Source organism: Streptomyces meridianus (assembly GCF_023703325.1).
Classification (GTDB): domain Bacteria; phylum Actinomycetota; class Actinomycetes; order Streptomycetales; family Streptomycetaceae; genus Streptomyces; species Streptomyces meridianus.
Window position 1 is genome coordinate 1 of record NZ_JAMQGM010000029.1, and the last position, 25,015, is coordinate 25,015.

Genomic DNA, 25,015 nt, shown 5'->3' on the forward strand with positions numbered 1-25,015 from the left:
TGCCGGTCAACTCCCGCAGGTCCAGACCGCTTTCCCGGGCGAGGCGGCGGACCAGCGGCGAGATCACGGGAACGGGGCCGGAGTCCGCGGGCCGGGTCGCCCGGGCCGGGGGCCCGGCGGTCACGGACGGCACGGGGGAGGCCGGTGGCGCGGACTGCGCCGGGGCCGCCTGCGCGCTGTGCACCGAGGCGCCGTTGACCGCGGGCTCGCGGCGCACCCGCCGCCGGCGGGCGGCGGGCGCCGCGGTGCCGTACCCAACGAGGACGTTGCCGGAGCCTTCCTCCCCGGAGGTCTGCGGGGCGGCCTCCTGCGCGGTGCCGGCGGCCGCGCCCACGGCGACGGTCAGCAGCGGTGACCCGACGGGGAGTTCGGTGCCCTCCTCGCCGAAGCGTGCGGTCACCACACCTCCGTAGGGGCACGGGACCTCCACCATCGCCTTGGCGGTCTCGACCTCGACGACCGTCTGGTCGACGGCCACGACGTCCCCGACCTGGACCAGCCAGCGGACGATCTCCGCCTCGGTGAGCCCTTCGCCGAGGTCGGGCAGCTTGAACTCGCGTACGACGGCCATCAGTTCCCCGCCTTCCCGGGCGTCCAGTCGGCTTCCCACTGGAGCCGGGCGACCGCGTCGAGGATGCGGTCCACTCCGGGCAGGTGATGCTGCTCGAGCATCGGGGCGGGATAGGGAATGTCGAAGCCGGTGACCCGGAGCACCGGCGCCTCCAGGTGGTGGAAGCAGCGCTCGCCGATCCGGGCGGCGATCTCGCCGCCGGGGCCGCCGAAGCCGGAGGACTCGTGGACCACGACCGCCCGGCCCGTCCGCCGCACCGAGGCGAACACCGTCTCCTCGTCGAAGGGGACGAGCCCGCGCAGGTCCAGGACCTCGAGGTCCCAGCCCTCGGCCCGGGCCGCCTCGGCCGCTTCCAGGCACACCGGCAGCGAGGGGCCGTAGGTGATCAGGGTGGCGCTGCGCCCCGTACGCCGGACCACGGCGCGACCGATCGGCTCGACCGCCTCGGGCCGTTCCGGCGACCAGTCCGCCTTCGACCAGTAGAGCCGCTTGGGCTCCAGGAAGACGACCGGGTCGTCGGAGGCGATGGACGCCCGCAGCAGCCCGTACGCGTCGGCCACGGTCGCCGGGGCCACCACGTGCAGCCCGGGCGTGGCCATGTAGTACGCCTCGGAGGAGTCGCTGTGGTGCTCGACGCCGCCGATCCCGCCGCCGTAGGGGACCCGGATGGTGATCGGCATCGGCATCGCTCCGCCGGTGCGGTTGCGCATCTTGGCGACGTGGCTCAGCAGCTGTTCGAAGGCCGGGTAGGCGAACGCGTCGAACTGCATCTCGACCACGGGCCGCAGACCGTACATCGCCATGCCGACCGCGGCGCCGAGGATGCCGGCCTCGGCGAGCGGGGTGTCCGTGCAGCGGTCGTCGCCGAACTCCTTCGCCAGGCCGTCGGTGACCCTGAAGACCCCGCCGAGTGTGCCGACGTCCTCGCCGAGGACGTGGACGTCCGGGTCCGCGGCCATGGCGTCGCGCAGCGCCCTGCCGAGCGCCTGCGCCATGGTGGCCGGCCTGCGTGTCACGGCGGCCGGCTCTGCGGTTGCTGCTGCGGTGGTCACCGGTTCTCCTCCCCCGCTTCCGCGGCTGCCTCGAGCTCTGCCCGCAACTGCTCCGCCTGGTCGCGCAGTTGCACGGTCCGTTCCGCGTAGACGTGGGCGAAGAGGTCCATCGGGTCGAGGACCGGGTCCTCGTTCATCCGCTCCCGCAGGTCGGAGGCCATGGCCTCGGCCGCCTCCTGCGCGGACCGGGAGGTGTCGTCGTCGAGCAGCCCGGCCGAGCGCATTTCCCGCTCCAGCAGGGCTATCGGGTCGTGGCCGCGCCACTCCTCGACCTCGTCGTCCTCCCGGTAGCGGGTGGCGTCGTCGGCGTTGGTGTGGGCCTCCATGCGGTAGGTGACCGCCTCGACCAGGGTGGGGCCGCCGCCGCTGCGGGCCCGGCGCACGGCCTCGCCCAGCACCTCGTGGACGGCGACCGCGTCGTTGCCGTCGACCAGCCGGCCCGGCATGCCGTACCCGACCGCCTTGTGGGCCAGCGAGGGGGCCGCGGTCTGCTTGGCGAGCGGCACGGAGATGGCGAACCCGTTGTTCTGCACCAGGAAGACCACCGGAGCCTGCCAGACGGCGGCGAAGTTCAGCGCCTCGTGGAAGTCGCCCTCGCTGGTGCCGCCGTCGCCGACCATCGCCAGGGCCACCACGTCGTCGCCCTTGAGCCGGGCGGCGTGCGCCAGGCCCACGGCGTGCGGCAGCTGGGTGGCGAGCGGGGTGCACAGCGGCGCGATGCGGTGCTTGCGGGCGTCGTATCCGGTGTGCCGGTCGCCGCGCAGCAGGGTGAGCGCCTCGACCGGATCGAGGCCGCGGGCGACCGCCGCGAGGGTGTCGCGGTAGCTGGGGAACAGCCAGTCCCGCTCCTCCAGCACGGCCGCCGCCGCGATCTCGCAGGCCTCCTGGCCGGTGCTGGACGGGTAGACGGCGAGCCGCCCCTGCTTGGTGAGGGCGGTTGCCTGGGCGTTGTACCGGCGGCCGAGCACCAGCTGGGCGTGCAGCCGGCGGAGCAGGTCCGGGTCGGCGGCCGCGGCCGCGGGCGTGCCCAGCACGCGGTGGGGCTCGGCATCCGGCAGCAGCGGCGCGGGGTCGACGCGCGGCCGCCAGGCCGGCGGCGGAACGGGATGGTACGACCCTGGCTGCTCCAAGACCGTCATGACGAGCACCTCCTTGTGGGCAGGCCAGCAGAGCGCGTTCGGTGGACGCTCACCTACCGATTGTTCGGTTGCCGGCACATTTTGGCTACAGGGGGGTTCAGCCTGTGGACAAACGGCTCTCCACAGCCTGAGATGGCTGCAGGACGTCCACGACGGGGAGGCGCACGGGGATGGAACCTGAACGGATGGCCGGAGACGGATCACTGCCGCCCGCGCGGCGGCTGGACGCCATCGACCGGGCGATCCTGCGGATGCTGAGGTCCGACGGCCGCGCCTCGATACGCTCGGTCGCCGACCAGGTGCACATATCCCGGGCCAATGCCTATTCCCGCATCAACCGGCTCATCGACGACGGCGTGATCCGCGGCTTCAGCGCCCGCGTCGACCACGAACGGGCAGGTCAGGGGGCTTCCGCGTACATCACCCTGAAGATCGTGCAGAACTCGTGGCGCACGGTGCGGGCCCAGCTCGAGCAGCTCCCCGGAGCCGCCCACATAGCCCTGGTGAGCGGCGACTTCGACGTTCTGCTGCTCGTCCACTCGGAGGACAACCGGGCGCTGCGGGAGCTGGTCCTCACCCGTATCCAGTCGATCCCCGAGGTGCTCAGCACCCGCACCCTGCTGGTCTTCGAGGAGACCGACCTGGAGCCGGAGAGCAGCTGACGGCCCGGCGCGGGGCACGGTCACCGGGCGCTCAGGTCGTGCGCAACCCCGAGAAGGCCATCCGGACGACCGCGTCGGCCACCTGCTCGCGGTCCGTCGCACCGCGGCCGTGCGGGCGGTACCACTCGACGATGGAGTTGATCATTCCGAACAGCAGCCGGGTCGCGAGGCCGAGGTCCACGTCGTCCCGCAGGTCGCCGTCGGCCGCCGCCCGCTCCAGCAGCTGCCGGACCTGGTGGTCGAACTCCCGGCGCCGCTCCATCGCCCAGCGCTCGGTGTCGGTGTTGCCTCGCACCCGCAGCAGCAGGGTGACGTACGGCAGCTCCGCCATCAGCACGTCCGCCGTGCGCCGGGTGACGTGCTCCAGCCGGTCGATCGCCCGCCCCCGGCACGCGCCGGGCTCCCGGAGGATGGCGAACAGGCCGTCCAGGGCCCGGCTTATCGCAAGCCGCAACAGCTCTTCCTTGCTGCGCACATGGTGGTAGATCGACGACTTGGAGATCCCCGCGGCGCGCGAGAGGTGCTCCATGGACGTGCCGTCGTAACCGCGCTCGATGAACACCTCGACGGCGACCGCGAGCAGCGATTCGGGCGTGTAGGTGTCGCGCTTGGCCATGGTCACGATTACAGCAGCTCCCCGGCGGCCACCGCACGGCGGCGAAGACGCTGCGAGGCGGCGTACCGGCCCGTCGGGTACTCCCGGTGGAGACGGTCCAGCGTCCGGCACAGCCAGGGGGCACCGAGCCGTTCGCTCCACTCCAGGGGGCCGAGCGGGTAGTTGACGCCCAGGCGCATCGCCGTGTCCACGTCCTCGGCCGTGGCCACACCCCGGCCCACCGCGTCGTGCCCGAAGTCGGCGAGCATCGCCACGGTCCGGGCGACGATCATGCCCGGGATGTCGTCGATGATGCTGACCTCCTTGCCGATGGCCTGGAACAGGCCGGTCGCGGCCTCCACGTCCTGCGGGAACGCGGTGTCGGACGGGGCGAGGGCGACACGTCCGGCGGTCCGGTAGTCGAGGGCGAGGTCGACGTGGATACGCCCGGCGCGCCGAACGTCCGTGGCCCGGCCGCCGTCGGTGAGGGCGAGCCGTGCGCCGCCGGGGAGCTCGATGCCCGGCTCGTGCCCCGGCTCGGCGTGGGTCACCGGGATGCCGGCCTCGGCGATCAGCTGCGGGAGGGCGGCCGCCGGTCCCAGGTCACCGGGGTGCAGCAGGATGCCGGCCGGCGCCTTGGCCGGTGCGGCGGTGTGCGGTACCGGCCGGCCGACCGCTCCGGCGTCGCCGTACGCATACCACCCGCGCCCCGACTTCCGCCCGTGCAGACCGGATTCGACGAGCCGGCGCTGGGCGAGCGACGGGGCGAACTTCGGGTCCTGCCCGAAGGAGTCCCACACCGACCTGGTGACGGCTTCGTTCACGTCCTGGCCGATGAGATCGGTCAGTTCGAACGGGCCCATCCGGAAGCCGCCGGATTCACGCAGCACGGCGTCGATGGTGGCGGGGGACGCGGCCCGCTCCTCGTGGACCCGGAACGCCTCGGCGTAGAAGGGGCGCGCCACCCGGTTGACGACGAACCCCGGGGTGTCGGTGCAGCGCACCGGCGTCTTGCCCCAGGCCGCCGCGATCTCGTACGCCCGGTCCGCCGCCGCGTCCCCGGTGGCGAAGCCGCTGACCACCTCGACCAGGGGGAGCAACGGCGCGGGATTGAAGAAGTGGAGTCCGACGAAGCGTTCCGGCCTGCGCAGCACCGCGGCGACCGCGGTCACCGAGAGCGAGGACGTGTTGGTGGCGAGGAGGCAGTCCTCGGGGACGACGGACTCGAGCTCGGCGAACAGCTGCTGCTTGACCGCCGCGTCCTCGACGATCGCCTCGACGACGAGCGCTGCGTCGGCCAGGTCGGCGAGCGCGCCGGCCGGCCGGAGCCGGGAGCGGGCGGCATCCCGTTCGGCGGAGTCGAGGCGGCCCTTCTCCACCAGCCGGTCGAGCCGTCCGAGAACGGTCCGGGCCGCCTCGGCGGCCCGCCCGGGAACGGCGTCGTACAGCCGTACGGTGTGCCCGGCGGTCAGCGCGACCTGGGCGATTCCCTGGCCCATCGTGCCGGTTCCGACGACGGCGACGGTGCTGCTGCGCGTCACGGTGTCCATGGCGGCGATCCTCCCCGAGGGTTGTCCACAGGTTCGACCGGACCCCTTGTCCCGACCGATCGTTCGGTTAGAGTACCTTCCAGGGCCTCCTGTCCCGCCGGCTCCCGGGACATCGGAGTCCACAACCGTTCCCGCCCGGCTCGACGAGGAGTTGGTCATCGATGGCCGCCGAACTGTCCGCAGTGCAGTTGATCGAGAAGCACCGCCCCACTCTGGACCGGGCCCTGGAGGCCATCCGCTCCCGCGCCTACTGGTCACCGCACCCGGAACACCCCAAGGCATACGGCGAGGGCGGCGCCCCCGGCAGCCTGGGTGCGGCCGAGGGGCAGGCTGCCTTCGACGCCCTGAGCGGCACCCGCATCGAGCTCGACCAGCCGGGGACCGACGGCTGGGTGGGCGGCGAGGTGTCCCCGTACGGCCCCGAGCTGGGCGTGGAGTACCCGCACCCGGACGTCGACGTGCTGCTCCCGGCCATGCGCAAGGCCGTCCCCGCATGGCGGGACGCCGGCGCGGAGGCCCGTTCCATGGTCTGCCTGGAGATCCTCTCCCGCATCAGCGCCCGCACCCACGAGTTCGCCCATGCGGTCATGCACACGTCCGGCCAGGCGTTCATGATGGCGTTCCAGGCGGGCGGCCCGCACGCCCAGGACCGCGGCCTCGAGGCCGTGGCGTACGCGTACGTGGAGCAGGTCCGCACCCCGGACGCGGCCGACTGGTCGAAGCCGCAGGGCAAGCGCGACCCGCTGAACCTGCGCAAGCAGTTCACCCCGGTCCCGCGCGGCGTGTCCCTGCTCATCGGCTGCAACACCTTCCCGACCTGGAACGGCTACCCGGGACTGTTCGCCTCGCTGGCGACGGGCAACCCGGTGCTGGTCAAGCCGCACCCGCGGGCCGTGCTCCCGCTCGCGCTGACCGTGGCCGTGGCCCGCGAGACGCTCCGTGAGGCCGGCTTCGACCCCAACCTGGTGTGCCTGGCCGCCGAGCGGCCCGATGAGGGGCTGGCCAAAACACTCGCGGTCCGCCCGGAGATCCGCATCATCGACTACACCGGGTCCACCTCCTTCGGCGACTGGCTGGAGGCCAACGCCCGCCAGGCGCAGGTCTACACGGAGAAGGCCGGCGTCAACACCGTGGTCGTGGACTCGACCGACGACTACAAGGGGATGCTGGGCAACCTCGCCTTCTCGCTCTCCCTCTACAGCGGGCAGATGTGCACCACCCCGCAGAACCTGCTGATCCCGCGGGACGGCATCGACACCGACCAGGGCCACCGCTCGTACGACGAGTTCGTGGCGGACCTGGCCACCGCGGTGGAGAAGCTGCTCGGGGACGACGCCCGGGCGAACGCCCTGCTGGGCGCGATCGTCAACCCGCAGGTGAAGGAGCGGCTCGAGGCGGCCTCCGGACTGGGCGAGGTCGCGCTCGCGTCGCGTACCGTCCAGAACCCGGACTTCCCCGGCGCCACGGTGCGCACCCCGGTCATCGTCAAGCTCGACGGGTCGAAGCCGGACGACGAGGCGTCGTACATGTCGGAGTGCTTCGGCCCGGTCTCCTTCGCCGTCTCCGTGGACTCGGCGGCCGACGCGGCCGCCCTGCTGCGCCGCACGGTCCGGGAGAAGGGCGCCATGACGGTCGGGGCGTACACGACCTCCCCCGAGGTCGAACGACTCGTCGAGGACGTCTGCCTGGAGGAGTGCGCCCAGCTCTCCCTCAACCTGACCGGCGGGGTCTACGTCAACCAGACGGCGGCGTTCTCCGACTTCCACGGATCGGGTGGCAATCCGGCCGCGAACGCCGCGCTGTGCGACGGCGCCTTCGTGGCGAACCGCTTCCGGACGGTCGAGGTCCGCAGGCCGGCCTGAGCCCCGTCCGGCTTCCCGGCGGGGGCGGCACCGACAGGTTCCGCACCCGCCGGCCCCGGCGGTGCTGCCGGGGGCGGCGCCGCCGCTTTCCGGCAGCCGTGGCTGTCAGATCTCGGCGTGCCGGCTGATCCAGGCATGCATGGCGATGGCCGCCGCCGCCCCGGCGTTGATCGAGCGGGTCGACCCGAACTGGGCGATGGAGCACACCATCGCCGCGTGCTCACGCGCCTCCTCGGTCAGTCCGGGGCCCTCCTGGCCGAACAACAGCACACAGTTCCGGGGCAGTTCGGTCGTCTCCAGCGGCACCGCCCCCGGCAGGTTGTCGATGCCGATGATCGGCAGTTCCTCGGTGGCCGCCCACGCCGTCAGCTCGGCCGTGCCCGGATGGTGCCGCACATGCTGGTATCGGTCGGTCACCATCGCCCCGCGCCGGTTCCACCGGCGTCGTCCGACGATGTGGACCTCTTTGGCGAGGAACGCGTTGGCGGTGCGCACGACGGAGCCGATGTTGAAGTCGTGGCCCCAGTTCTCGACCGCGACGTGGAAGTCGTGGCGACGGGTGTCCAGGTCGGCCACGATGGCCTCCCTGGTCCAGTAGCGGTAGCGGTCGACGACGTTCCGCCGGTCGCCGTGCTCGAGCAGCTCGGGGTCCCAGTGGGCTCCGGACGGCCAGGGCCGGCTGTGCGGGCCGACCCCGACCTCCGCCCCGGCAGCGCCGCCGGGTGCGAAGGCTTCGTCGTACTGGACGGGCTCGGTGGTCTCGCTGGTCACCCGACGAGGGTACGTTCCCGTTCCGCCGGCCCCGCTTCCGAGACTCCCGGTTTCCGTCGGTGCACCAGCCGGGCCCGGAGGCCGGCCGCCCGGTGCCCGAGCCGGCGCAGGAAGGACGTGGGAAGGAAGACTGCGTCCGCGGCGATCATGGCCAGGGAGAAGAACGGCAGACCGAGCAGCACCGCGATCCCGGCGTGCTCGGTGATCATCAGCGCGAGCAGGACGTTCTTGACCCGGCGGTTGAACAGCGTGAACGGGAACGCGACCTGGACGATCACCGTGCCGTAGGTGATGAGCATGACCATGACGCCGCTGGCGGCCAGCGCCTCCGAGAGGGCGGGCCAGGGCGAGAAGTAGTCGAGGTGCATCGGGTAGTACAGCGCGGTGCCGTCCTGCCAGCGTGATCCCTGGATCTTGTACCAGCCGGCCGTGGCGTAGATCAGGCAGACCTCCGTGACGATCACCAGGAAGGCGCCGTTGTGCACGAGGTTCCCGACGATCCGCATGACCGCGGGGATCTCGGAGCCGACGGCGTGACGGCAGGCGAGCCACCAGAGGGCGTGCCCCGTCCACAGTCCCCAGAAGAGCAGGGCCCAGCCACCGCTCAGCAGGCCGAGAAGGGTGGCCGTCACGAGTCCGGCGCCCAGCAACGACCAGAGCACGACGCCCGTGGCGTCCCGGCCGGACCTGGTGGACCGCAACTTCGTGGCGACGGCGGCGCCCGCCGTCGGTGCGTCCGCCGGTTCCTCCGGCGCGTCCGGCGCCTCCGAGGGCTTCCCCGACGCGTCGGCGGGAGCGCCCGTGGCCGCCGCCCGCCGGGCGCGACGGCGCGCGTCGAGCGACCACACCGTCCCGCAGCGGAGGAACATCAGGTAGAGCGCCATCAGCCGGATGACGTTGTCTCCCCCGTCCCCCATGAACACACTGCGGTTCTGCATGGCCAGGACGCCGAGCATGAACAGCACCGACATGGTGCGCGTGCGCCAGCCGAGCAGCAGGAGCGCCGCAGAGGTCAGAGCCAGCAGGTAGACCAACTCGAACCAGAATCCGCTGTCGGACCACATCAGCACCGTGAAGGCGTCGTTGTCGGCGATGAGCCGGCGCGCCATGTCCCAGCTCCACGGGCCGTCGGGCCCGTACAGCTCGGCCCGGTGCGGCCACTCCCGCAGCAGGAAGACGAACCAGGTGAAGGAGAACCCGATGCGCACGACGGCGGCCTGGTAGGGGCCGAGGGCGGTACGGGTGATCCGGTTCAGGCCGCGCGCGAGGGCGTTCTCGAATCGCATGTCGTTCACCGGGCCGCCTTCCCCTCCGCGGTGCGTGACGCGCGGGCCTCGTCGAGGGGCAGGTCCTGGTCGGTGACGTACCACCAGGGCAGCACCCGGCGCTCGGGCTTCATGTCGGTCTTCTCCCGGCTGTACGGCGGAGTGCCGATCGGCGTCGAGACGGAGCGCAGCTGGATGCGCTCCACCTTTCCGCCCTCGTGCTCGCGGCCGAAACGGAGCATGACTATCCGCTTCAGGTACTCCTCGGAGAGCCGGCCGCGCAATCCGTTCGGCTGCCCCTCGGTGTCGTGCGATCCCGTGAAGAAGTCCCAGGCACGGCGCAGTTCGTTCTGCTGGGTGTGGCTGGGGAGCGGATGATGGAGGATCGCGCGGCCGTCCTGGCCGGAGAGGTTCGTCCACCCGGTCTTCCGCAGGCCGCCGTCGGCGGTGCGGATCTGCGCCCGGGCGTGCACGGTGATGTTCTGCTGCAGCGGGTTGGGAGCGAAGAGCTTCCAGTTCTGCTCGAACTCGGGGTAGACATAGCCGTTGATCCGGTCCCCGTGCCGCTTGGTCAGCGTGTTCGACGGGGCGACGTGCAGGAAGACCATCGCCAGATGGAGGCCGACCGCGACCGTCACCACCGCGACGGCCAGCGCGACGGCTGCGCGAGCGGGCAGCGACAGCGAGGACACGCCTCGCGGTACCTCCGGATCCGGCTCCGCCCCTGCGGCGGTGTCGTGCCGCTCCATTGCCACTCCCCCTGGTCCACCGCCGCGGGGCAGTCGCCCCACGCCGTCCTTGCGCTGCGGTACGGCCCCTCCGGCACAACGGTGGTCCCGCACCGGAAGAACGGTACTCAGCCGACCGCACCCGGCACACCCCAACCGGGTTATCCACAGCCTTGACACCTTACGAGACGGGCCGCACCATTGAACCGAACGATCGGTCGGTCGGCTCGGACGGGAAGAAGGGGGCGCCGCATGGCGACGACGGTGGAAGCCGGAGGCGTACGCGAGGCCGCGTTCGACGCCGCGGTTGCGGCGGACGAACGGATCGAACCGCGCGACTGGATGCCTGACGCCTACCGGGCCACGCTCGTGCGGCAGATCGCCCAGCACGCCCACTCGGAGATCATCGGCATCCAGCCCGAGGCGAACTGGATCACCCGCGCCCCCTCCCTGCGCCGCAAGGCCATCCTGATGGCCAAGGTGCAGGACGAGGCCGGTCACGGGCTCTACCTCTACAGCGCCGCCGAGACCCTGGGCGTCGGCCGCGACGAGCTGCTCGACAAGCTTCACACGGGCCGCCAGAAATACTCGTCGATCTTCAACTACCCGACGCTGACCTGGGCCGACGTCGGCGCGATCGGCTGGCTGGTCGACGGCGCCGCGATCACCAACCAGGTCCCCCTGTGCCGCTGCTCGTACGGCCCGTACGCCCGCGCGATGGTCCGGATCTGCAAGGAGGAGTCCTTCCACCAGCGACAGGGATACGAACTCCTCCTCGCCCTCAGCCAGGGCACCGAGGCACAGCACGCGATGGCCCAGGACGCCGTGGACCGCTGGTGGTGGCCGTCGCTGATGATGTTCGGCCCGCCCGACGACGAGTCCTCGCACTCGGCACAGTCCATGGCCTGGAAGATCAAGCGCCATTCGAACGACGAACTGCGCCAGCGCTTCGTCGACATCTGTGTCCCGCAGGCCGAGGCCCTCGGTCTGACACTCCCGGACCCCGACCTGGTGTGGAACGAGGAGCGGGGCCATCACGACTTCGGACCCATCGACTGGGACGAGTTCCGTGAGGTGCTGCGCGGCAACGGACCGTGCAACGACGAACGGATCGGCCGGCGCCGCAGGGCCCACGAGGACGGCGCATGGGTACGGGAGGCCGCCGCGGCCTACGCGGCCAAGCACGGAGAGGCGAAGGCATGAGCTCGACCGACTGGCCCCTGTGGGAGGTGTTCGTGCGCAGCCGCCGCGGCCTGTCGCACACACACGCCGGAAGCCTGCACGCCCCCGATGCCGAGATGGCCCTGCGCAATGCCCGGGACCTCTACACCCGCCGGGCCGAGGGCGTGTCCGTCTGGGTCGTGCCCTCCACCGCGATCACGGCCTCGTCACCGGACGAGAAGGACCCCTTCTTCGCCTCGGCCGCCGACAAGCCCTACCGGCACCCGACCTTCTACACGATCCCGGACGGGGTGAAGCACCTGTGAGCGCGGGCCCCGTGGAGACCGGAACCGCCCCCATACGGCCGGCGGACAGGACCGCGGCCCTCGCCCTCGGCGACGACGCGCTCGTACTCGCCCAGCGCCTGGGGGAATGGGCCGGCCACGGCCCCGTACTGGAGGAGGAGGTCGCCCTCGCCAACATCGCGCTGGACCTCCTCGGACAGGCCCGGCACCTGCTGTCCCTGGTTGGGAACGAGGACGAACTCGCCTATCTCCGCGAGGAGCGCGAGTTCCGCAACTGCCAGCTGGTGGAGCAACCCAACGGGGACTTCGCGCACACCATCGCCCGGCAGCTGTACTTCTCCACCTACCAGGAGCTGCTCCACAACCGCCTGGCCCGCACCGGGACCCCCTTCGCCCCGCTGTCCGCGAAGGCGGTCAAGGAGATCGCCTACCACCGCGATCACGCCGAGCACTGGACGCTGCGCCTCGGCGACGGCACCCCGGAGAGCCGCGAGCGGATGCAGCGGGCCACCGACGCCCTGTGGCGCTACACCGGTGAGCTGTTCGAGCCGGTCGGGGAACTCCCCGTCGACTGGACCGAGTTGAACGACAGCTGGCTCGCTTCCGTCACGTCGGTGCTCGAGCGGGCCACGCTGACGGTGCCCGAGGGCCCCCGACGCGGAGCCTGGACCGCCGGCGCCGGCCGCGAGGGTCTCCACACCGAACCCTTCGGCCGGATGCTCGCGGAGATGCAGCACCTCCACCGCAGCCACCCGGGGGCGTCGTGGTGACGACGACACCGGCCGGACGGACACCCGTCGAGGAGGAACTGCGACGGCTCGCGGGATCCGTCCCCGATCCGGAACTCCCGGTGGTGACGCTGGAGGAGCTCGGCGTGCTCCGGGACGTCAGGATGCCCGCCCCCGGCCGCGTGGAGGTCGAGCTGACCCCGACCTACACCGGCTGCCCCGCCATCGAGGCGATGAGCAGCGACATCGAGCGGGTGCTGCACGACCACGGCATACCCGACGTCGAAGTCCGCACGGTACTCTCCCCGGCCTGGTCGACGGACGCCATCAGCGCCGAGGGGCGTCGCAAGCTGGAGGAGCACGGGGTCGCCCCGCCCCGGCCCGGAGGCAGCCGGGGACCGGTGCCGGTCGGCCTGTCGGTGCGGTGCCCGCACTGCGGCTCCACCGACACGGAACTGCTGAGCCGCTTCTCCTCCACCGCCTGCAAGGCACTGCGCCGCTGTGTCTCGTGCCGCGAACCCTTCGACCACTTCAAGGAGCTGTAGATGGCCGGCCCGGCGACCGCGCCCCCGCCCCTCCGTCATGGAGCGTTCCACGCGCTCCGCGTGACGGCGGTCGATCGGCTGACCGACGACTCGGTGGCCGTGACCTTCGAGGTTCCCGCCGAACTGCGGACGACCTTCCGCCATCTGCCGGGCCAGCACATCGCCGTGCGCCGGTTCGCCGAGGACGGCGCCGAGATCCGCCGGACGTATTCGGTCTGTTCCCCGGTGACGGGCCCGGACGGGCCGTCGTCGCTCCGGGTCGGCGTGCGTCTCGTCGAGGGCGGTGTCTTCTCGACCTACGCCCTGAAGGAGCTGAACGCGGGCGACGTCGTGGAGGTGATGGCCCCGGCCGGTCGCTTCGTCCTCGAACCACGGCCGGGCCGGTACGCGGCCGTTGTCGGCGGCAGCGGGATCACCCCGGTGCTGTCGATCGTCTCGACACTGCTCGCGAACGAACCGGGGGCGCGATTCTGCCTGATCCGCAGCGACCGGACCGCGGCGTCGACGATGTTCCTGGAGGAAGTGGCGGAGCTCAAGGACCGGTACCCGGACCGGCTGCAGCTCGTCCACGCCCTCTCCCGCGAGGAGCAGCAGTCGGGTCTGCCGTCGGGCCGTCTCGACGCCGAGCGTCTGACCGGTCTCCTGCCCGCGCTGCTGCCCGTGGACGCAGTGGACGGGTGGTTCCTCTGCGGGCCCTACGGACTCGTCCGGTCCGCGGAGCAAGCCCTGCACACCCTCGGCGTGCCGCGCAGCAACGTCCACCAGGAGATCTTCCACGTGGACGACGGCCCGTCGGCCACGACGGAGGCCGCCACCACGGCCCCCGCGCACAGCACGGTCACCGCGACCCTGGACGGCCGGGCCGGCAGCTGGCCGGTGGACTCCGGCGAGACGCTGCTGGAAGCGGTGCTGCGCAACCGTTCCGACGCGCCCTACGCCTGCAAGGGCGGTGTGTGCGGCACCTGCCGGGCGTTCCTGGTCGCGGGCGAGGTCCGGATGGACCGCAACTTCGCACTGGAGCCCGAGGAGACGGAAGCGGGATACGTCCTGGCCTGCCAGTCCCACCCCGTGACCGAACAGGTGGAGCTGGACTTCGACCGCTGACGGCCCGGCCGGCAGGTCCCGTGCTTCCGGCGAGACACCTGTGCGCCGGGACCGGGCCGCCAACCGGAACCGAGCACCGCTTGCGCACGCGCTCCGGCACCGGAACTCCCCCGAAACGCCCGTGCCCGCGCCCTCCCCTCACCGGGGACGGGCACGGGACACGGAGATCGTCCACGACCGGCGGCACCTAGAGCACGACGGCCGGCACCTGGTTGTCGTTGACCAGGGGGCGGCCGGCGGCGTCCCAGGCCAGCATGCCGCCGCCCACGTTCACTGCGTCAACGCCCTGAGCAATGAGGTACTGGGCCACCTGCGCCGACCGGCCCCCGGCCCGGCACACCACGTGCACGGTGCGGCCGTCCGCGGCCTCGGTGACCTCGCCGAACCGCTCGGTGATCCGCCCCATGGGAATGTGCACGGCGCCCTCGGCGTGCCCGGCACCCCATTCGTCGTCCTCACGGACGTCCAGCAGGAAGCCGTCCGACGGCACGGCGGCGGCGTCCACTGCGGGCAGCTGGCTGAAATGCATGACGACGGCCTCTCTCGGTACGGGTGCGTCGGGTACTCCCTCGGCGGGTGGCAGCCGTGGCTGCCCTCCGGCACGTTACCCAACCAGCTCGGCGAGACGTGCCTCACGCTCGGCGACCTGCGCCAGCAGCTGCTCGGCGATCTCGTCGAGCAGAGCGTCGGGGTCCTCGGGCGCCATCCGCAGCATGGCGCCGATCGCACTGGCCTCCAGCTCGGCCGCAGCCGCCGCCAGCAGCTCCTTGCGCTCGGCCAGCCACTCCAGCCGCGCGTACAGCATCTCGCTGGGGTCGGTGTCCTCCTCCCCGGCTGCCGCGGCGGTCACCGGCCCGGTCTCCCACTCCGCGGCGAGCGCCTCCAGCGCGGCGGCATCCCCCAGCGTGTACGCCTCGTTGACCCGGACGATGAACTCGCTCCGGCGCCGCTGCTCGTCGTCGTCACGCGCCAGATCGGGGTGCGCCTTGCGGACCAGTTCGCGGTAGATCCGCCGCGCCGCCTCGCTCGGCCGCACCCGCGACGGAGGCTGCACCGGCTGGCCGTTGAGCATCGCGGAGGCCTCGGGCGACAGCCCGTCGGAGTCGATCCAGCCGTGGAACAGCTCCTCCACGCCCGGCATCGGCAGGACCAGGCCGCGGGCCTCCTGCGCCCGGCGCACGTCCTCGGGGTCCCCCGAGCGCGCGGCGACGGCTTCGGCGATCTGGGCGTCGAGCTCGTCCAGCCGCGAGTACATCGGGCCGAGCCGCTGGTGGTGCAGCCGCGAGAAGTTGTCCACCTCCACCCGGAAGGTCTCCACCGCGATCTCGAACTCGATCAACGCCTGTTCAGCCGCACGCACCGCCTGCTCCAAGCGCTGCGTGGCCCGTTCCGCCGCCTGATCTTCCGCCTGCTCTGCCTCCGGATTCGTCACCCGACCAGCGTAAGGGTCCGGCGCCCGGTGCGGCCCCGGGGCGTCGGGACCGAGGGCGGGGAGCCGTCGGACCGGCCAGGCGGCACAGGCGGGGCGCGTCCCGTTCCGCGGCCCCGGCCCCGCGGTCCCCGGCTACACGCCGAGTTCCGCCGGGATCCGTCCGGCCCGGACAGCAGCCGTGAGCTGCTCGTGGTCGGCCTCCGTCCGGTCCGCGTACAGCACCGCGAAGTCCGCCACGGCCGTGTCCAGGGCCTCGCCCTTGCCGCAGTACCCGCTGATCAGCCGGGGGTCCGAGCCCCGGGCGTGGGCCCGCGCCAGCAGCGCTCCCGTCATCCGCCCGTAGTCGTCGAACTGCTTCGCGGCGAGTTCCGCGGGGTCCACGCTGCCCTTGCGGTTGCGGAACTGCCGCACCTGGTACGGCAGTCCGTCCACGCTCGTCCATCCCAGCAGCGGGTCGCTGACCACCTGCATCAGCTGCTGCCCGAGCACCACCCGGTGCCCCTCGTGCCGCTCGGGGTTCGCCCCCGCGAAACCGGCCTCCGCCACGTGCGGCAGCAGAGCGGACGCCCGCGCCTCCTTCACCTGGAGCACCATCGGCTCGTCCCGGTGGTCGAGCAGCAGCACGACGTACGACCGGGTGCCGACACTGCCCGTCCCGACCACCCGGAAGGCGACGTCCTGGATCGCATGCCGGGACAGCAGCGGCAGCCGCGCGTCGGGCAGCGTGCGGAGGTAGGGCCCCAGCGCGGCCGCGACCGCCGTCGCCTCGGCGTCCCGGACCCGCCGCAGCACCGGCGGAGCGTCCGTGAACCGCAGCCCGCCGTCCGGCCGGACCTCGGTGGCCTTGGCCGCGAACCGAGCGGAGGTGTTGCGCCGCGCCTTCTCGGAGACCCGCTCGAGGGTGCCGACGAGGTCGCGGGCGTCGGCGTGCGAGACGAGGGCTTCGTCGGCGATCGCGTTCCACGCATCGGCCGCGCCCATCTTCGCCAGCAACCGCATGGTCCGCCGGTACGAGCCCACCGTGTCGAACGCGGCCTCACGGCAGGTGTGCTCATCGGCGCCGGCCACCCGTGCCGCCAGCACCAGGGACGTGACCAGGCGCTTCAGGTCCCACTCCCACGGGCCGTGCACGGTCTCGTCGAAATCGTTGATGTCGATGACGAGCAGGCCGCGGTGGTCGCCGTAAAGACCGAAGTTGCCCGCGTGCGCGTCGCCGCAGATCTGGGTGCCGATACCCGTGACCGGCGTCCCCACCAGGTCGTACGCCATCAGGCCGGCCGCCCCGCGCAGGAACGCGAACGGGTTGGCGGCCATCCGCCCGACCCGGATCGGGGTCAGGTGCGCCAGGCGACCGGCGTTCGACTGCTGCACCGCCGTGACGGCGTCCGGCCGGTGCGGGCGCTCCGCGAGCCCGGCATGGGAGGCACGCGGCACCCGCTCCCGCAGGTCCTTGCCCCGCACCCGGGCGGTGGGCGACGGCTCCGGCCAGGGTGCGAAACCCTCGACCCGGGGCACGCGGGCCCCGGTCGTCGCCGTCCCGGTCGCGCCCCCGGCCCCGGATATTCGTCCGTCCTGCTGCACCGACGTCATGCTCCGCCCTTCCCCACCGCTCCGGCCAGGGCACGACGCTACCCCGGGCCCCGCGCCCCGACTGCTGGATCGCATCCTGGGAATGCCCGGGCGGATGTCATCCTTGTAGAGGACGGAAATGTACCCGGTGGGGTATCGAAAGGGGACGCAACTGTGGATTTGGAGCTTGCGGGTGCGGAATTGAGGGCCGTGGTCAACCGGCTGCGCCGCGCCCAGGGGCAGATCGCCGGAATCATCAAGATGATCGAGGAAGGACGGGACTGCGAGGAGGTCATCACCCAGCTCTCGGCAGCCTCCCGGGCTCTGGACCGGGCCGGCTTCGCGATCATCGCCACGGGACTGCAGCACTGCCTGGCGGCAGGTGAAGCCGGGAACGGTGAGAACCGGGACGAGATGCGCGCCCGGCTGGAGAAGCTGTTCCTGTCCCTCGCCTGAGCCGCCGGCCGTCGGCCCTCCCGAGCGGCTGACCGGCCGGCCACCGCCGTCCGCCCCACCGAAGCCCCGTACCCACGGCAGCCCGGCCGCCTCCGGACACACCGCGGGGACCGCGCCGGACGAAGCCGCGCGGTCCCCGTGTACACGCTGCACCGGGCAGGGTCAGCGTCGCGCCTTCGCCCGGTCCAGAGCTGCCACTCCCAGTGCGGCCAGCACGATCTGGATCAGCCACTCGATCCAGTCCACCCCGCCGCTGTCCGAGACTCCGAGTCCCTGGGCCAGGGCGGTGCCCAGCAGGGCTGCGACGATGCCGACCAGAATCGTGACCAGTACGCCTATGCGCTGGCGGCCGGGTACGACCAGGCGCCCCAGTACACCGATCACGATGCCGATGACGATGGCGCTGATGATGCCGGAGATCTCCACGGGTACCGTCCCTTTCCTGCAGAAGTTGTGCTTGCCGCATGCCCCGGCAGCGGCACGTCACGCCACTTCGAGGACGGCCGTCCTCATCCGCGCAGTGCGGCAAGGGTGGCGTCGAGGTCGGCCGGCCGGGGCCGGTTGTGGGGCAGCTTGGCCAGCATCGCGGCCATCCCGCAGGTGTCGGTCAGCGCGGAGAACACCAGGCCGCCCGCGATGCCGGCCGACAGCAGCATCGCCCAGGGGAACACGAGCCCCAGCAGCAGGCCGATGAGCACCAGGCTGCCCGCGACGAGCCGGACCTGACGCTCCATGCCCCAGGTGGTGCGGGCGCCCTCGGGCCGGTGCAGGTCGTGTCCGCGCTCGCGCCAGGCGTTCGTGCCGCCCGCGAGGGTGGTAGCGGTGATGCCCTCGGCGGCCAGCTTCCGGACCGCCTGGGCGGAACGGGCGCCGGAGGCGCAGACGACGAGCAGGTCGCCGCGGCCCGCCGCTTCCCGCAGGGCGGGCAGCGCGTGGTCCAGCCGGTCCAGCGGGACGTTGTGAGCGGCGGGCAGGTGCCCCGAGGCGTACTCGCCGGGCGTACGGACGTCGATGACGGTCAGGTCCTGGATCCGGGCGCCGGCCCGGTCGACGCCGATTTCGGTGGGGGTGGTGTTCATGGTGCTGCTCATCTCCTTTGCGTGCGTCGGCGGGACGCTCTTCTCGGGGTTTCCGAGGGTTCGGGGTTCGGGGGTTCGGGGGTTCGGGGTTGGGGAGCATGGGTCCGGTGCGGCCCACGAGGGCTCGCGGGCGAGGGCCGGGTGTCCGGGGCGGCCGTTCGCGGCGCGGCCGGCCGCCGTCGGAAAGCCTCACATCACCGCGTCCACCAGCATGAACACGGCCACGGCAAGCAGGGCGACCGCGAAAGCGCGCTGCAGCACGGTGCCCGACACCTTGGCGGCCAGCCGCTTGCCGTCCCATGCGCCGAGGACGGCCGCTGCGGTGAACGGGGCGACGACCGCCCAGTCCAGCCCGCCGAAACTGTCTCCCCGGGCAGTCAGAGCGGCCAGAGAGTTGACCGCGATCACCAGCAGGCTGGTGCCGATGGCGGCCCGCATGCGGAACCCCAGCACGTTCACCAGGGCCGGCACGACGAGGAAACCGCCGCCCACACCCAGCAGGCCGGTCACGCCGCCCAGTCCCGCCCCCGTGACCGCCGCCGGACCGGGACGGGCCGGGCGCGCAGCCTCTTCGGACTCGGCCGCGGGCCGCGGACGCAGCATCGTCACGGCGACGACGCCGGCGAGCACGGCGAATGCGGCCGTCAGGACCCCCTGCGGCAGCCGGGCGGCGGCGGCCCCGGCCAGCGCGGCCGGGATCAGGCCGGCCGCCGCGAAGGCGGCTCCCTGTTTCCAGCGGACGTTCCCCGCCCGGGTGTGGGTGACCAGCGCGGTCAGCGAGGTCGCGGTGACGATCAGCAGGCTCGCCGTCGTCGCGGCCACCGGGCTGAAGTGCAGCAGGTAGATCAGTGCGGGGACGGCCAGCACGCTGCCGCCGCCGCCGAGGCCGCCGAGCGCCAGACCCACCACCGCACCTGCGACGAGCGCGAGGATCAGCGCGGTCACGCCACCACGCCGCGTCCACCGCGGCCGTCGACGACGGGCAGGCCCGCGGACTGCCAGGCCTCCATGCCGCCCTTGACGTCGACCACGTCGAACCCGCGCTCGGCCAGCAGCGTCGCGGCCTTCTGCGAGCGGTTTCCCGAGCGGCAGATCGCCACCACCGGGCGCCCCTGCGCGGCTTCGGGCAGGGACGTACCCGCTTGCAGGTCCGCGAGCGGGACGTGCACGGCATCGGGCGCGTGCCCGACCCACCACTCCCGCAGGTCCCGCACGTCGAGCAGGACGGGACTGCCGGGTGCGGACGCGCCGGTGCGCTGGTGGGCCTCGGCCGCAGTGACCCGCTCGGGACGGGACGGGCGGTCCGACGAACGGGAGAAGAAGCGCGAGAACATCAGGATCACTCCAGTTGTGCCAGGTGTGGTGGCCGCCGGGGGCGGTCGGAATCAGCGGTCGGTGGTGAGGCGCAGTCCGGCGTCTCCTGCGGCGTCGAAGCCGTCGTCGACGGCGACCACGTCACGGCCCACCGCGTCCAGCAGCGATGCCGCGATACCGGCCCGCATACCACCGGCGCAGTGCACCCAGACGGTGCCGGGCGGCACCTCGCCGAGCCTGTTGTGCAGTTCGTGGACGGGGATGTGGACCGAACCGGCGATGAAGCCGGCCGCGCGCTCGGAGTCCCGCCGGACGTCGAGCACCACGACGTCGGTGCGGTCCGTTCCGGCCAGGTCGGCGAACGTGGCGCGCGGGAGTGACCGCAGCGCGTCGCCGTCCTCGAGCCAGTCGCGGGGGTCTCCGGTCGCGGCCGCGGCCGGGCGGTCGATGCCGACCCGCACCAGTTCGCGCTGGGCCGCGGCGATCTGCTCGGCGGTGTCGGCGAGCAGGGTGACCGGCTTGCCCCACGGGATCATCCAGGCCAGGTAGGTGGCCAGCTTGCCCTCGAGTTCGAAGTTGAACGTGCCGGCCACGTGACCCTCGGCGAAGGCGACCCGGTTGCGCAGGTCGACGACCCACTCACCGGCCGCCAGCCGCTGGGCGATCTCACGGCTGTCCGCCTGCTGCGGCGGGGTGAGATCGACGCCGGCCGGGCCCTCGGCGTTCCGCGGTGCCATGTGCGTGTAGTACGCGGGCACGTTCTCCAGCCCGGCCAGCATGTCGGCGACGAACGTGTCGACGTCCTTGGCGAAGGCGTCGTTGCCGGCGCGCTCCTTGCCGATCGTGGTGGCGTCGCCCCCGGCCTGGGAGGAGGAGCAGAAGCTGCCGAATCCGTGGGTGGGCAGCACCGGGACCTCGTCGTCGAGTTCGCCGACCAGGCGGTGCGCCGAGTCGTACTGGGCGCGGGCGAGCTGCTCCGTCAGACGCGGGTCGACCAGGTCGGGGCGGCCGACGCTGCCGATCAGCAGCGATCCGCCGGTGAACACCGCGACCCCCTGGCCGGCTTCCTCGAGAACGTAGGAGGTGTGGTGCGGCGTGTGGCCGGGGGTGGCCATGGCCCGCAGGGTCAGCCCGTCGCCGAGGTCTGCGGTGTCGCCGTCGGTGACCGGGGTACGGGCGAAGGCGACATCGGCGGCAGCGGGTACGAGGTAGCGCGCTCCCGTCACCCGGGCCAGCTCCAACCCGCCGGTGACGTAGTCGTTGTGGATGTGGGTCTCCACCACGTGCGTGATGCGTACTCCGCGCCGGGCGGCCGCCCCGACCACCTGGTCGATGTCGCGCGGTGGGTCGACCGCCACTGCCGTCCGGGTACCGCCCGCGAGATAGCTGCGGTTGCCCAGTCCCTCCAGCTCGATCGTGTCGATGAAGAACACGCTCGTACTCCCTTCGCTGTCACGTACCCCAGGGGGTATCCTCGATCAACGTAACACACGTACCCCCGGGGGTATATTCCACAAGTTGAGATCGTGTCCATATACCCACAGGGGTATTTTGGCAGGGTGGGAGAAGGGAGGCGCACGATGGTCGTCGACAACGAGGCGGTCGGCCCGGTGCTGAACCGGCTGCGCAGGGCCCAGGGACAGCTGGCCGGCGTCATCGCCATGATCGAGGCGGGACGTGACTGCAAGGACGTGGTGACTCAGCTCTCCGCCGTGTCCCGCGCACTCGACCGCGCAGGCTTCAAGATTCTCGCGAGCGGCATGCGGCAGTGCCTGGACCGCGCCGACGGCACGCAGGCCCCCATGACCGAGGAGGAACTCGAGAAGCTCTTCCTCACCCTGGCCTGAGATTCCGGCCGTCGAGGGCGAAGAGGCTGCCGGGCCCGGCGGCAGTGGACGTGAGCGAGCGGGGCCGCCGCAGCCGCGAGCGCTCCCGGGACGAGGCCGGGGCACCCGACACACAGAGCGGACCGCGAACACGGGAGAGGCCCCGCGGAGCACTGCTTCAGCGGCGGCTCCCGCACGGCCGACTCGGTGGGGCCGAGGCCAGGGGCCGGGGTGACGGGCCCGTCCTCGCTTCGAAAACACCCGATCGGGGACGACGTCGCCCACGCTCCTCGTCTCGCCACCTCCCTGGTCTAAGGTGACGCTTGTTGTCGGTACGAGGAAGGTTCGTTCTGCCATGCCGGTCACGCGCCCCACGCAGCGGTTCGCCGCGGCGCCCGCGCGTGCCCTGCTCCTGCTGCTGACCGCCCTCCTCGTCATGGCCTGCGGGCCGGGCCACGCGTCAGCGGACAACGACCGGCAGCGCACCCGGACCGTCTCCGCCGTCCAGGTGGACGCTCCCGCGGACATTCCCCAGGCCGAGTCCGCCCCCGACGGCAAGGACCACTGCGGGGGGAAGCAGGTCCCGGCCACCCAGCCCGCCGTGCACGACAACGGCCACCGGGACCAGGACACAGCGCACGACGTCCGCGCGTCCTCGAAGACTGTCACTCTGCAGCGTCCCGCCGGCCGCCCCCACCCGGGTGGCCCCGCGCCGCCGGCACCCGACCTCGCCCAGCTCTCCGTTCTGCGGATCTAGACGCGCCCGTTCACGCGCGCCTTTTCGATCCGAACAGAACGGACATGAACCCATGATTCTCGCGTCCCGATCGCGCGGGTCCAGTGACGTGCAGACGTCGCTACGCCTGGCCTCCGCGACTCTCGCGGCCTGGCCGCCCTCCCGCTGGGCCGCAGCAGGCCTCGGCGCCCTGCTGACCGCACTCGTCGTCGGCATCCCGACCGACGTCGTCCCCAACCCCCTGTTCAGCCGGTCCGTGCCGGTCCAGTGGTGGAACTACCCGGTCCTGGCGCTCACCGCCGTGCCGGCCGGCCTGGTGCTGGCGACCTACGTCCGGCGACCGGCCGGCGGCGAAACGGAACCGGCCCTCTCCAAGGCCGGATCCGTCGGCGGTGTGCTGTCGTTCCTTGCGGTGGGCTGCCCCGTGTGCAACAAGCTGGTGCTGCTGCTCCTCGGCACCTCCGGTGCACTCACGATCTGGGCACCTCTGCAGCCGTTCGTCGCGCTCGCGTCCGTCGTGCTGATGGCCTTCGCCGCCGTGCGCCGGCTCTCGACCGAGGCCGCCTGCCCGGCGCGCCCCTCGGCCTGACCTTCCTCACGACCTTCCGTCCTCCTTCACAGGGAGAGGTGCATCCGTATGTCCACCACGCCCACGAAGCCCGCGTCACGTCGCCGGCTCGTCATCATCGTGCTCGCCGTCGTCCTGGCGGGCCTCCTGACCGGCCTCGTCGCCCTCGTCACGGGAGAGGGCGGCCGAACCTCGGAGTCCGGCCCCGATTCCGCGCCGGCCTCCGTGTCCCCCGGGGAGCAGACCGGCCCCGACCTCTCACGCCGCGACAAGGACGACGTACACGCCATGGGCCGTCGCAACGCGCCCGTCGTGCTGGTCGAGTACTCCGACTTCCAGTGCCCCTTCTGCGGCAAGTTCGCCCGGGACACCGAGCCCGAACTGATCAAGAAATACGTCAAGAAGGGGGTCCTGCGGATCGAGTGGCGGGACTTCCCGGTGTTCGGTGAGGAGTCCGTCACGTCGGCACGGGCGGGCTACGCGGCCGGACAGCAGGGCAGGTTCTGGGAGTTCCACGATGCCCTCTACGCCGAGCCCCGCCGCAGGAACGCGGGCGAGTTCGCCCCCGGGAAGCTCGTCGAGTACGCGCGCAAGGCGGGCGTCGCCGACCTGGAGCGCTTCCGCACGGACATGAACGGCGAAGCAGCCCGGAAGGCCGTCGAACGCGACCGCGAGGAAGGCTACAAAATCGGCGTCACGAGCACCCCCGCCTTCCTCGTCAACGGGCAGCCGATCCTCGGCGCCCAACCGACGGAGACCTTCGCCGAAGCCATCGAGAAGGCCGCGGCCGAGGAAGCCGAATGACCGACATCGGCTACGCCGCCGCATTTCTCGGCGGCCTGCTGGCCCTGCTCAGTCCCTGCAGCGCACTGCTGCTGCCGGCCTTCTTCGCCTACTCCTTCAGCAATCCGGTGCGCCTGATGAACCGGACCGCGCTCTTCTACGCCGGCCTGTGCGTGACGCTGATTCCCCTCGGCGTGGCGGGCTCGTTCGCGAGCCGGCTCTTCTACGGCAACCGTGACCTGCTGATCGCGGTCGGCGGATGGACCGTCATCGCCCTCGGCGTCATGCAGGCCCTCGGCCTGGGTTTCGGCTCTCGCCGCATGCAACAGGCAGCGGGCCGGGTACGTCCCGGGTCGGGCCCGTCGGTCGTCGCACTGGGCGCGGTCTACGGCCTGGCCGGATTCTGCGCGGGCCCGATTCTCGGGGGCATTCTCACCATCGCCGCCGTGCACGGCAGCCCCTGGTACGGCGGCACGCTGCTGGCGGTGTACGCCCTCGGCATGACGCTGCCGCTCTTCGTCATGGCCCTGCTGTGGAAGCGCTTCGAGCTCGGTTCACGACGGTGGCTGCGCGGCCGTCCCGTCACGGTGGGACGGCTGACCCTGCACAGCACCTCACTGCTCACCGGACTCATGTTCGTCCTGCTCGGCAGCGTCTTCCTGCTGTTCGACGGCACCTCGGCGCTCCCGGGACTGCTGAGCGTCGAGACCGAGTTCGCCCTGGAGGAGGTGATCACCCGGGCCGGCGGGGCGGTGCCGGACGCCCTTCTGCTCGGCTTGCCGGCGGTGGCGGCCCTCCTCACCGCCGGCGCCGTCGCGTTCCGGCGCTCCGTCCGGAAACCGCGCCGTGACGAGGAGGCGCCGACGCGAGCGGAAGGCTGATCCCCGTGCCGGGGCGGCCGAGGCCGCCCCGGCACCTCCGCCCGCCCCCGGGACTCCGGGCGGCCGACCCGGATCCGGATACGGGCACCGTCCCGATGCCGCTTCGATTCGGTAACAAGCCCCCGGCCGCCCCCGCCGGGTGAAAGCCCCCTGCGTAGGCTCGTGGAAATCCCGCACATCGCCGGAACCCTCCTCGACGGAGCGCACGTTGCATCTCCGTACATCCGGTCACGGAACGGGAGCACGATCGAAGCCCGAGGCAACGTCGCGCCACTCGCCCGGGCCGTGAAGCAGCCCACGCAGCGAGCCGGAGCGCACCTTGGCCGAACAGCC

At 72.2% G+C, this 25,015-nt stretch carries 29 protein-coding genes; 13 read left to right on the top strand and 16 right to left on the bottom strand.

All coding sequences use genetic code 11. The features are described 5' to 3' along the window. The 3 genes from M1E25_RS13720 to pdhA all read right to left on the bottom strand — a co-directional run. On the bottom strand, positions 1–571 hold a 571-nt coding region (locus tag M1E25_RS13720; protein WP_251414919.1), incomplete at its 3' end, for a biotin/lipoyl-containing protein. Further along, positions 571–1,623 carry an alpha-ketoacid dehydrogenase subunit beta gene (locus M1E25_RS13725; RefSeq protein ID WP_372500757.1) on the bottom strand — a complete coding sequence of 351 codons (1,053 nt, stop codon included), beginning with the start codon at positions 1,621–1,623 and terminating at the stop codon, positions 571–573. The genes M1E25_RS13720 and M1E25_RS13725, both read right to left, overlap by 1 nt. Further along, positions 1,620–2,762: a pyruvate dehydrogenase (acetyl-transferring) E1 component subunit alpha gene (gene pdhA / locus M1E25_RS13730; RefSeq protein WP_251414922.1), complete on the bottom strand. Its 1,143-nt coding sequence runs from the start codon at positions 2,760–2,762 to the stop codon at positions 1,620–1,622. Before pdhA ends, M1E25_RS13725 begins: the two co-directional genes overlap by 4 nt. A gap of 170 nt (positions 2,763–2,932) precedes the next feature. Between pdhA and M1E25_RS13735 the strand changes: the two genes are divergently transcribed. Further along, positions 2,933–3,424 carry an Lrp/AsnC family transcriptional regulator gene (locus M1E25_RS13735; protein ID WP_251414924.1) on the top strand — a complete coding sequence of 164 codons (492 nt, stop codon included), beginning with the start codon at positions 2,933–2,935 and terminating at the stop codon, positions 3,422–3,424. Between the two features lie 31 nt (positions 3,425–3,455). On the opposite strand, the gene M1E25_RS13740 is transcribed toward M1E25_RS13735, so the two are convergent. Together M1E25_RS13740 and M1E25_RS13745 are read right to left on the bottom strand one after the other, a co-directional pair. Beyond that, the gene (locus M1E25_RS13740) at positions 3,456–4,046 is read right to left on the bottom strand and encodes a TetR/AcrR family transcriptional regulator (protein ID WP_251414926.1); all 591 of its coding nucleotides are present in this window, start codon (positions 4,044–4,046) and stop codon (positions 3,456–3,458) included. 2 nt (positions 4,047–4,048) lie between these two features. Next, on the bottom strand, positions 4,049–5,569 hold the full coding sequence (locus M1E25_RS13745; RefSeq protein ID WP_251414928.1) for a 3-hydroxyacyl-CoA dehydrogenase: 1,521 nt from the start codon (positions 5,567–5,569) through the stop codon (positions 4,049–4,051). 161 nt (positions 5,570–5,730) lie between these two features. Between M1E25_RS13745 and paaN the strand changes: the two genes are divergently transcribed. Continuing rightward, positions 5,731–7,431 (top strand): phenylacetic acid degradation protein PaaN, encoded by a 1,701-nt coding sequence (gene paaN / locus M1E25_RS13750; protein ID WP_251414930.1) that lies wholly within the window; start codon positions 5,731–5,733, stop codon positions 7,429–7,431. A gap of 105 nt (positions 7,432–7,536) precedes the next feature. Here paaN and M1E25_RS13755 read toward each other — a convergent pair whose 3' ends face one another. The 3 genes from M1E25_RS13755 to M1E25_RS13765 are packed head-to-tail and all read right to left on the bottom strand — an operon-like array spanning position 7,537 to position 10,216. Continuing rightward, complete coding sequence (locus M1E25_RS13755) at positions 7,537–8,202, bottom strand: TrmH family RNA methyltransferase (RefSeq protein WP_251414933.1); 666 nt, start codon at positions 8,200–8,202, stop codon at positions 7,537–7,539. Further along, complete coding sequence (locus tag M1E25_RS13760) at positions 8,199–9,488, bottom strand: HTTM domain-containing protein (RefSeq protein ID WP_251415355.1); 1,290 nt, start codon at positions 9,486–9,488, stop codon at positions 8,199–8,201. Before M1E25_RS13760 ends, M1E25_RS13755 begins: the two co-directional genes overlap by 4 nt. A 5-nt stretch (positions 9,489–9,493) precedes the next feature. After that, positions 9,494–10,216: a DUF5819 family protein gene (locus tag M1E25_RS13765; RefSeq protein ID WP_251414935.1), complete on the bottom strand. Its 723-nt coding sequence runs from the start codon at positions 10,214–10,216 to the stop codon at positions 9,494–9,496. A 231-nt stretch (positions 10,217–10,447) separates the two neighbouring features. On the opposite strand from M1E25_RS13765, the gene paaA reads away from it, so the two are divergent. From paaA to M1E25_RS13790, 5 genes are read left to right on the top strand one after another with little or no spacing between them, the layout of a single operon-like run. After that, a complete protein-coding gene (gene paaA, locus M1E25_RS13770) occupies positions 10,448–11,398 on the top strand; it encodes a 1,2-phenylacetyl-CoA epoxidase subunit PaaA (RefSeq protein ID WP_251414938.1) in 951 nt (316 codons plus the stop codon). Then, complete coding sequence (paaB, locus tag M1E25_RS13775; RefSeq protein WP_251414941.1) at positions 11,395–11,682, top strand: 1,2-phenylacetyl-CoA epoxidase subunit PaaB; 288 nt, start codon at positions 11,395–11,397, stop codon at positions 11,680–11,682. Before paaA ends, paaB begins: the two co-directional genes overlap by 4 nt. Further along, complete coding sequence (gene paaC, locus M1E25_RS13780; protein ID WP_251414944.1) at positions 11,679–12,431, top strand: 1,2-phenylacetyl-CoA epoxidase subunit PaaC; 753 nt, start codon at positions 11,679–11,681, stop codon at positions 12,429–12,431. Before paaB ends, paaC begins: the two co-directional genes overlap by 4 nt. Continuing rightward, positions 12,425–12,934, top strand: a complete 510-nt coding sequence (gene paaD, locus M1E25_RS13785; protein ID WP_372500763.1) for a 1,2-phenylacetyl-CoA epoxidase subunit PaaD — start codon at positions 12,425–12,427, stop codon at positions 12,932–12,934. The genes paaC and paaD overlap by 7 nt, the downstream gene beginning before the upstream one ends. After that, positions 12,935–14,038: a 2Fe-2S iron-sulfur cluster-binding protein gene (locus M1E25_RS13790; RefSeq protein ID WP_251414950.1), complete on the top strand. Its 1,104-nt coding sequence runs from the start codon at positions 12,935–12,937 to the stop codon at positions 14,036–14,038. It abuts the gene before it with no gap. Positions 14,039–14,225: 187 nt separating this feature from the next. Here the strand turns inward: M1E25_RS13790 and M1E25_RS13795 are convergent, their stop codons facing one another. From M1E25_RS13795 to M1E25_RS13805, 3 genes are all read right to left on the bottom strand, one after another. Further along, positions 14,226–14,567 (bottom strand): rhodanese-like domain-containing protein, encoded by a 342-nt coding sequence (locus M1E25_RS13795; protein ID WP_251414953.1) that lies wholly within the window; start codon positions 14,565–14,567, stop codon positions 14,226–14,228. A 75-nt stretch (positions 14,568–14,642) separates the two neighbouring features. After that, positions 14,643–15,470: a J domain-containing protein gene (locus tag M1E25_RS13800; protein ID WP_251414956.1), complete on the bottom strand. Its 828-nt coding sequence runs from the start codon at positions 15,468–15,470 to the stop codon at positions 14,643–14,645. A gap of 132 nt (positions 15,471–15,602) precedes the next feature. After that, the gene (locus tag M1E25_RS13805; protein ID WP_251414958.1) at positions 15,603–17,060 is read right to left on the bottom strand and encodes a DUF2252 domain-containing protein; all 1,458 of its coding nucleotides are present in this window, start codon (positions 17,058–17,060) and stop codon (positions 15,603–15,605) included. A 153-nt stretch (positions 17,061–17,213) separates the two neighbouring features. On the opposite strand from M1E25_RS13805, the gene M1E25_RS13810 reads away from it, so the two are divergent. Further along, the gene (locus M1E25_RS13810; RefSeq protein ID WP_251414962.1) at positions 17,214–17,495 is read left to right on the top strand and encodes a metal-sensitive transcriptional regulator; all 282 of its coding nucleotides are present in this window, start codon (positions 17,214–17,216) and stop codon (positions 17,493–17,495) included. 162 nt (positions 17,496–17,657) lie between these two features. On the opposite strand, the gene M1E25_RS13815 is transcribed toward M1E25_RS13810, so the two are convergent. The 5 genes from M1E25_RS13815 to M1E25_RS13835 all read right to left on the bottom strand — a co-directional run bounded on the left by M1E25_RS13815 (position 17,658) and on the right by M1E25_RS13835 (position 21,321). Then, complete coding sequence (locus M1E25_RS13815; RefSeq protein WP_251414966.1) at positions 17,658–17,921, bottom strand: GlsB/YeaQ/YmgE family stress response membrane protein; 264 nt, start codon at positions 17,919–17,921, stop codon at positions 17,658–17,660. A gap of 83 nt (positions 17,922–18,004) precedes the next feature. Further along, positions 18,005–18,586 (bottom strand): rhodanese-like domain-containing protein, encoded by a 582-nt coding sequence (locus M1E25_RS13820; protein ID WP_251414968.1) that lies wholly within the window; start codon positions 18,584–18,586, stop codon positions 18,005–18,007. Between the two features lie 177 nt (positions 18,587–18,763). Next, positions 18,764–19,519 (bottom strand): sulfite exporter TauE/SafE family protein, encoded by a 756-nt coding sequence (locus M1E25_RS13825; protein ID WP_251414970.1) that lies wholly within the window; start codon positions 19,517–19,519, stop codon positions 18,764–18,766. After that, entirely contained in the window at positions 19,516–19,908 is a 393-nt protein-coding gene (locus tag M1E25_RS13830; protein ID WP_251414972.1) for a rhodanese-like domain-containing protein, read from the bottom strand. The genes M1E25_RS13825 and M1E25_RS13830 overlap by 4 nt, the downstream gene beginning before the upstream one ends. A 51-nt stretch (positions 19,909–19,959) precedes the next feature. Continuing rightward, positions 19,960–21,321, bottom strand: a complete 1,362-nt coding sequence (locus tag M1E25_RS13835; RefSeq protein WP_251414974.1) for an MBL fold metallo-hydrolase — start codon at positions 21,319–21,321, stop codon at positions 19,960–19,962. Positions 21,322–21,468: 147 nt separating this feature from the next. Here M1E25_RS13835 and M1E25_RS13840 point away from each other — a divergent pair, with 147 nt between their 5' ends. The 5 genes from M1E25_RS13840 (at position 21,469) to M1E25_RS13860 (ending at position 24,682) form a co-directional block, all read left to right on the top strand. Next, on the top strand, positions 21,469–21,735 hold the full coding sequence (locus M1E25_RS13840; RefSeq protein ID WP_251414976.1) for a metal-sensitive transcriptional regulator: 267 nt from the start codon (positions 21,469–21,471) through the stop codon (positions 21,733–21,735). A gap of 334 nt (positions 21,736–22,069) precedes the next feature. Beyond that, on the top strand, positions 22,070–22,471 hold the full coding sequence (locus M1E25_RS13845) for a hypothetical protein (RefSeq protein WP_251414978.1): 402 nt from the start codon (positions 22,070–22,072) through the stop codon (positions 22,469–22,471). Positions 22,472–22,523: 52 nt separating this feature from the next. Beyond that, complete coding sequence (locus M1E25_RS13850) at positions 22,524–23,039, top strand: hypothetical protein (protein ID WP_251414980.1); 516 nt, start codon at positions 22,524–22,526, stop codon at positions 23,037–23,039. A 48-nt stretch (positions 23,040–23,087) separates the two neighbouring features. Next, the gene (locus M1E25_RS13855; protein WP_251414981.1) at positions 23,088–23,822 is read left to right on the top strand and encodes a DsbA family protein; all 735 of its coding nucleotides are present in this window, start codon (positions 23,088–23,090) and stop codon (positions 23,820–23,822) included. Next, on the top strand, positions 23,819–24,682 hold the full coding sequence (locus M1E25_RS13860; protein ID WP_251414984.1) for a cytochrome c biogenesis CcdA family protein: 864 nt from the start codon (positions 23,819–23,821) through the stop codon (positions 24,680–24,682). Before M1E25_RS13855 ends, M1E25_RS13860 begins: the two co-directional genes overlap by 4 nt. Positions 24,683–25,015 lie beyond the last annotated feature (333 nt).

Coding starts and splice junctions, on each gene's coding strand:
- pdhA (WP_251414922.1), bottom strand. CDS start 2,762: ATGACGGTCTTGGAGCAGCCAGGGTCGTACCATCCCGTTCCGCCGCCG.
- M1E25_RS13735 (WP_251414924.1), top strand. CDS start 2,933: ATGGAACCTGAACGGATGGCCGGAGACGGATCACTGCCGCCCGCGCGG.
- M1E25_RS13745 (WP_251414928.1), bottom strand. CDS start 5,569: ATGGACACCGTGACGCGCAGCAGCACCGTCGCCGTCGTCGGAACCGGC.
- paaN (WP_251414930.1), top strand. CDS start 5,731: ATGGCCGCCGAACTGTCCGCAGTGCAGTTGATCGAGAAGCACCGCCCC.
- M1E25_RS13760 (WP_251415355.1), bottom strand. CDS start 9,488: ATGCGATTCGAGAACGCCCTCGCGCGCGGCCTGAACCGGATCACCCGT.
- M1E25_RS13765 (WP_251414935.1), bottom strand. CDS start 10,216: ATGGAGCGGCACGACACCGCCGCAGGGGCGGAGCCGGATCCGGAGGTA.
- paaA (WP_251414938.1), top strand. CDS start 10,448: ATGGCGACGACGGTGGAAGCCGGAGGCGTACGCGAGGCCGCGTTCGAC.
- paaB (WP_251414941.1), top strand. CDS start 11,395: ATGAGCTCGACCGACTGGCCCCTGTGGGAGGTGTTCGTGCGCAGCCGC.
- M1E25_RS13790 (WP_251414950.1), top strand. CDS start 12,935: ATGGCCGGCCCGGCGACCGCGCCCCCGCCCCTCCGTCATGGAGCGTTC.
- M1E25_RS13795 (WP_251414953.1), bottom strand. CDS start 14,567: ATGCATTTCAGCCAGCTGCCCGCAGTGGACGCCGCCGCCGTGCCGTCG.
- M1E25_RS13805 (WP_251414958.1), bottom strand. CDS start 17,060: ATGACGTCGGTGCAGCAGGACGGACGAATATCCGGGGCCGGGGGCGCG.
- M1E25_RS13820 (WP_251414968.1), bottom strand. CDS start 18,586: ATGAGCAGCACCATGAACACCACCCCCACCGAAATCGGCGTCGACCGG.
- M1E25_RS13830 (WP_251414972.1), bottom strand. CDS start 19,908: ATGTTCTCGCGCTTCTTCTCCCGTTCGTCGGACCGCCCGTCCCGTCCC.
- M1E25_RS13840 (WP_251414976.1), top strand. CDS start 21,469: ATGGTCGTCGACAACGAGGCGGTCGGCCCGGTGCTGAACCGGCTGCGC.
- M1E25_RS13845 (WP_251414978.1), top strand. CDS start 22,070: ATGCCGGTCACGCGCCCCACGCAGCGGTTCGCCGCGGCGCCCGCGCGT.
- M1E25_RS13850 (WP_251414980.1), top strand. CDS start 22,524: ATGATTCTCGCGTCCCGATCGCGCGGGTCCAGTGACGTGCAGACGTCG.
- M1E25_RS13855 (WP_251414981.1), top strand. CDS start 23,088: ATGTCCACCACGCCCACGAAGCCCGCGTCACGTCGCCGGCTCGTCATC.
- M1E25_RS13860 (WP_251414984.1), top strand. CDS start 23,819: ATGACCGACATCGGCTACGCCGCCGCATTTCTCGGCGGCCTGCTGGCC.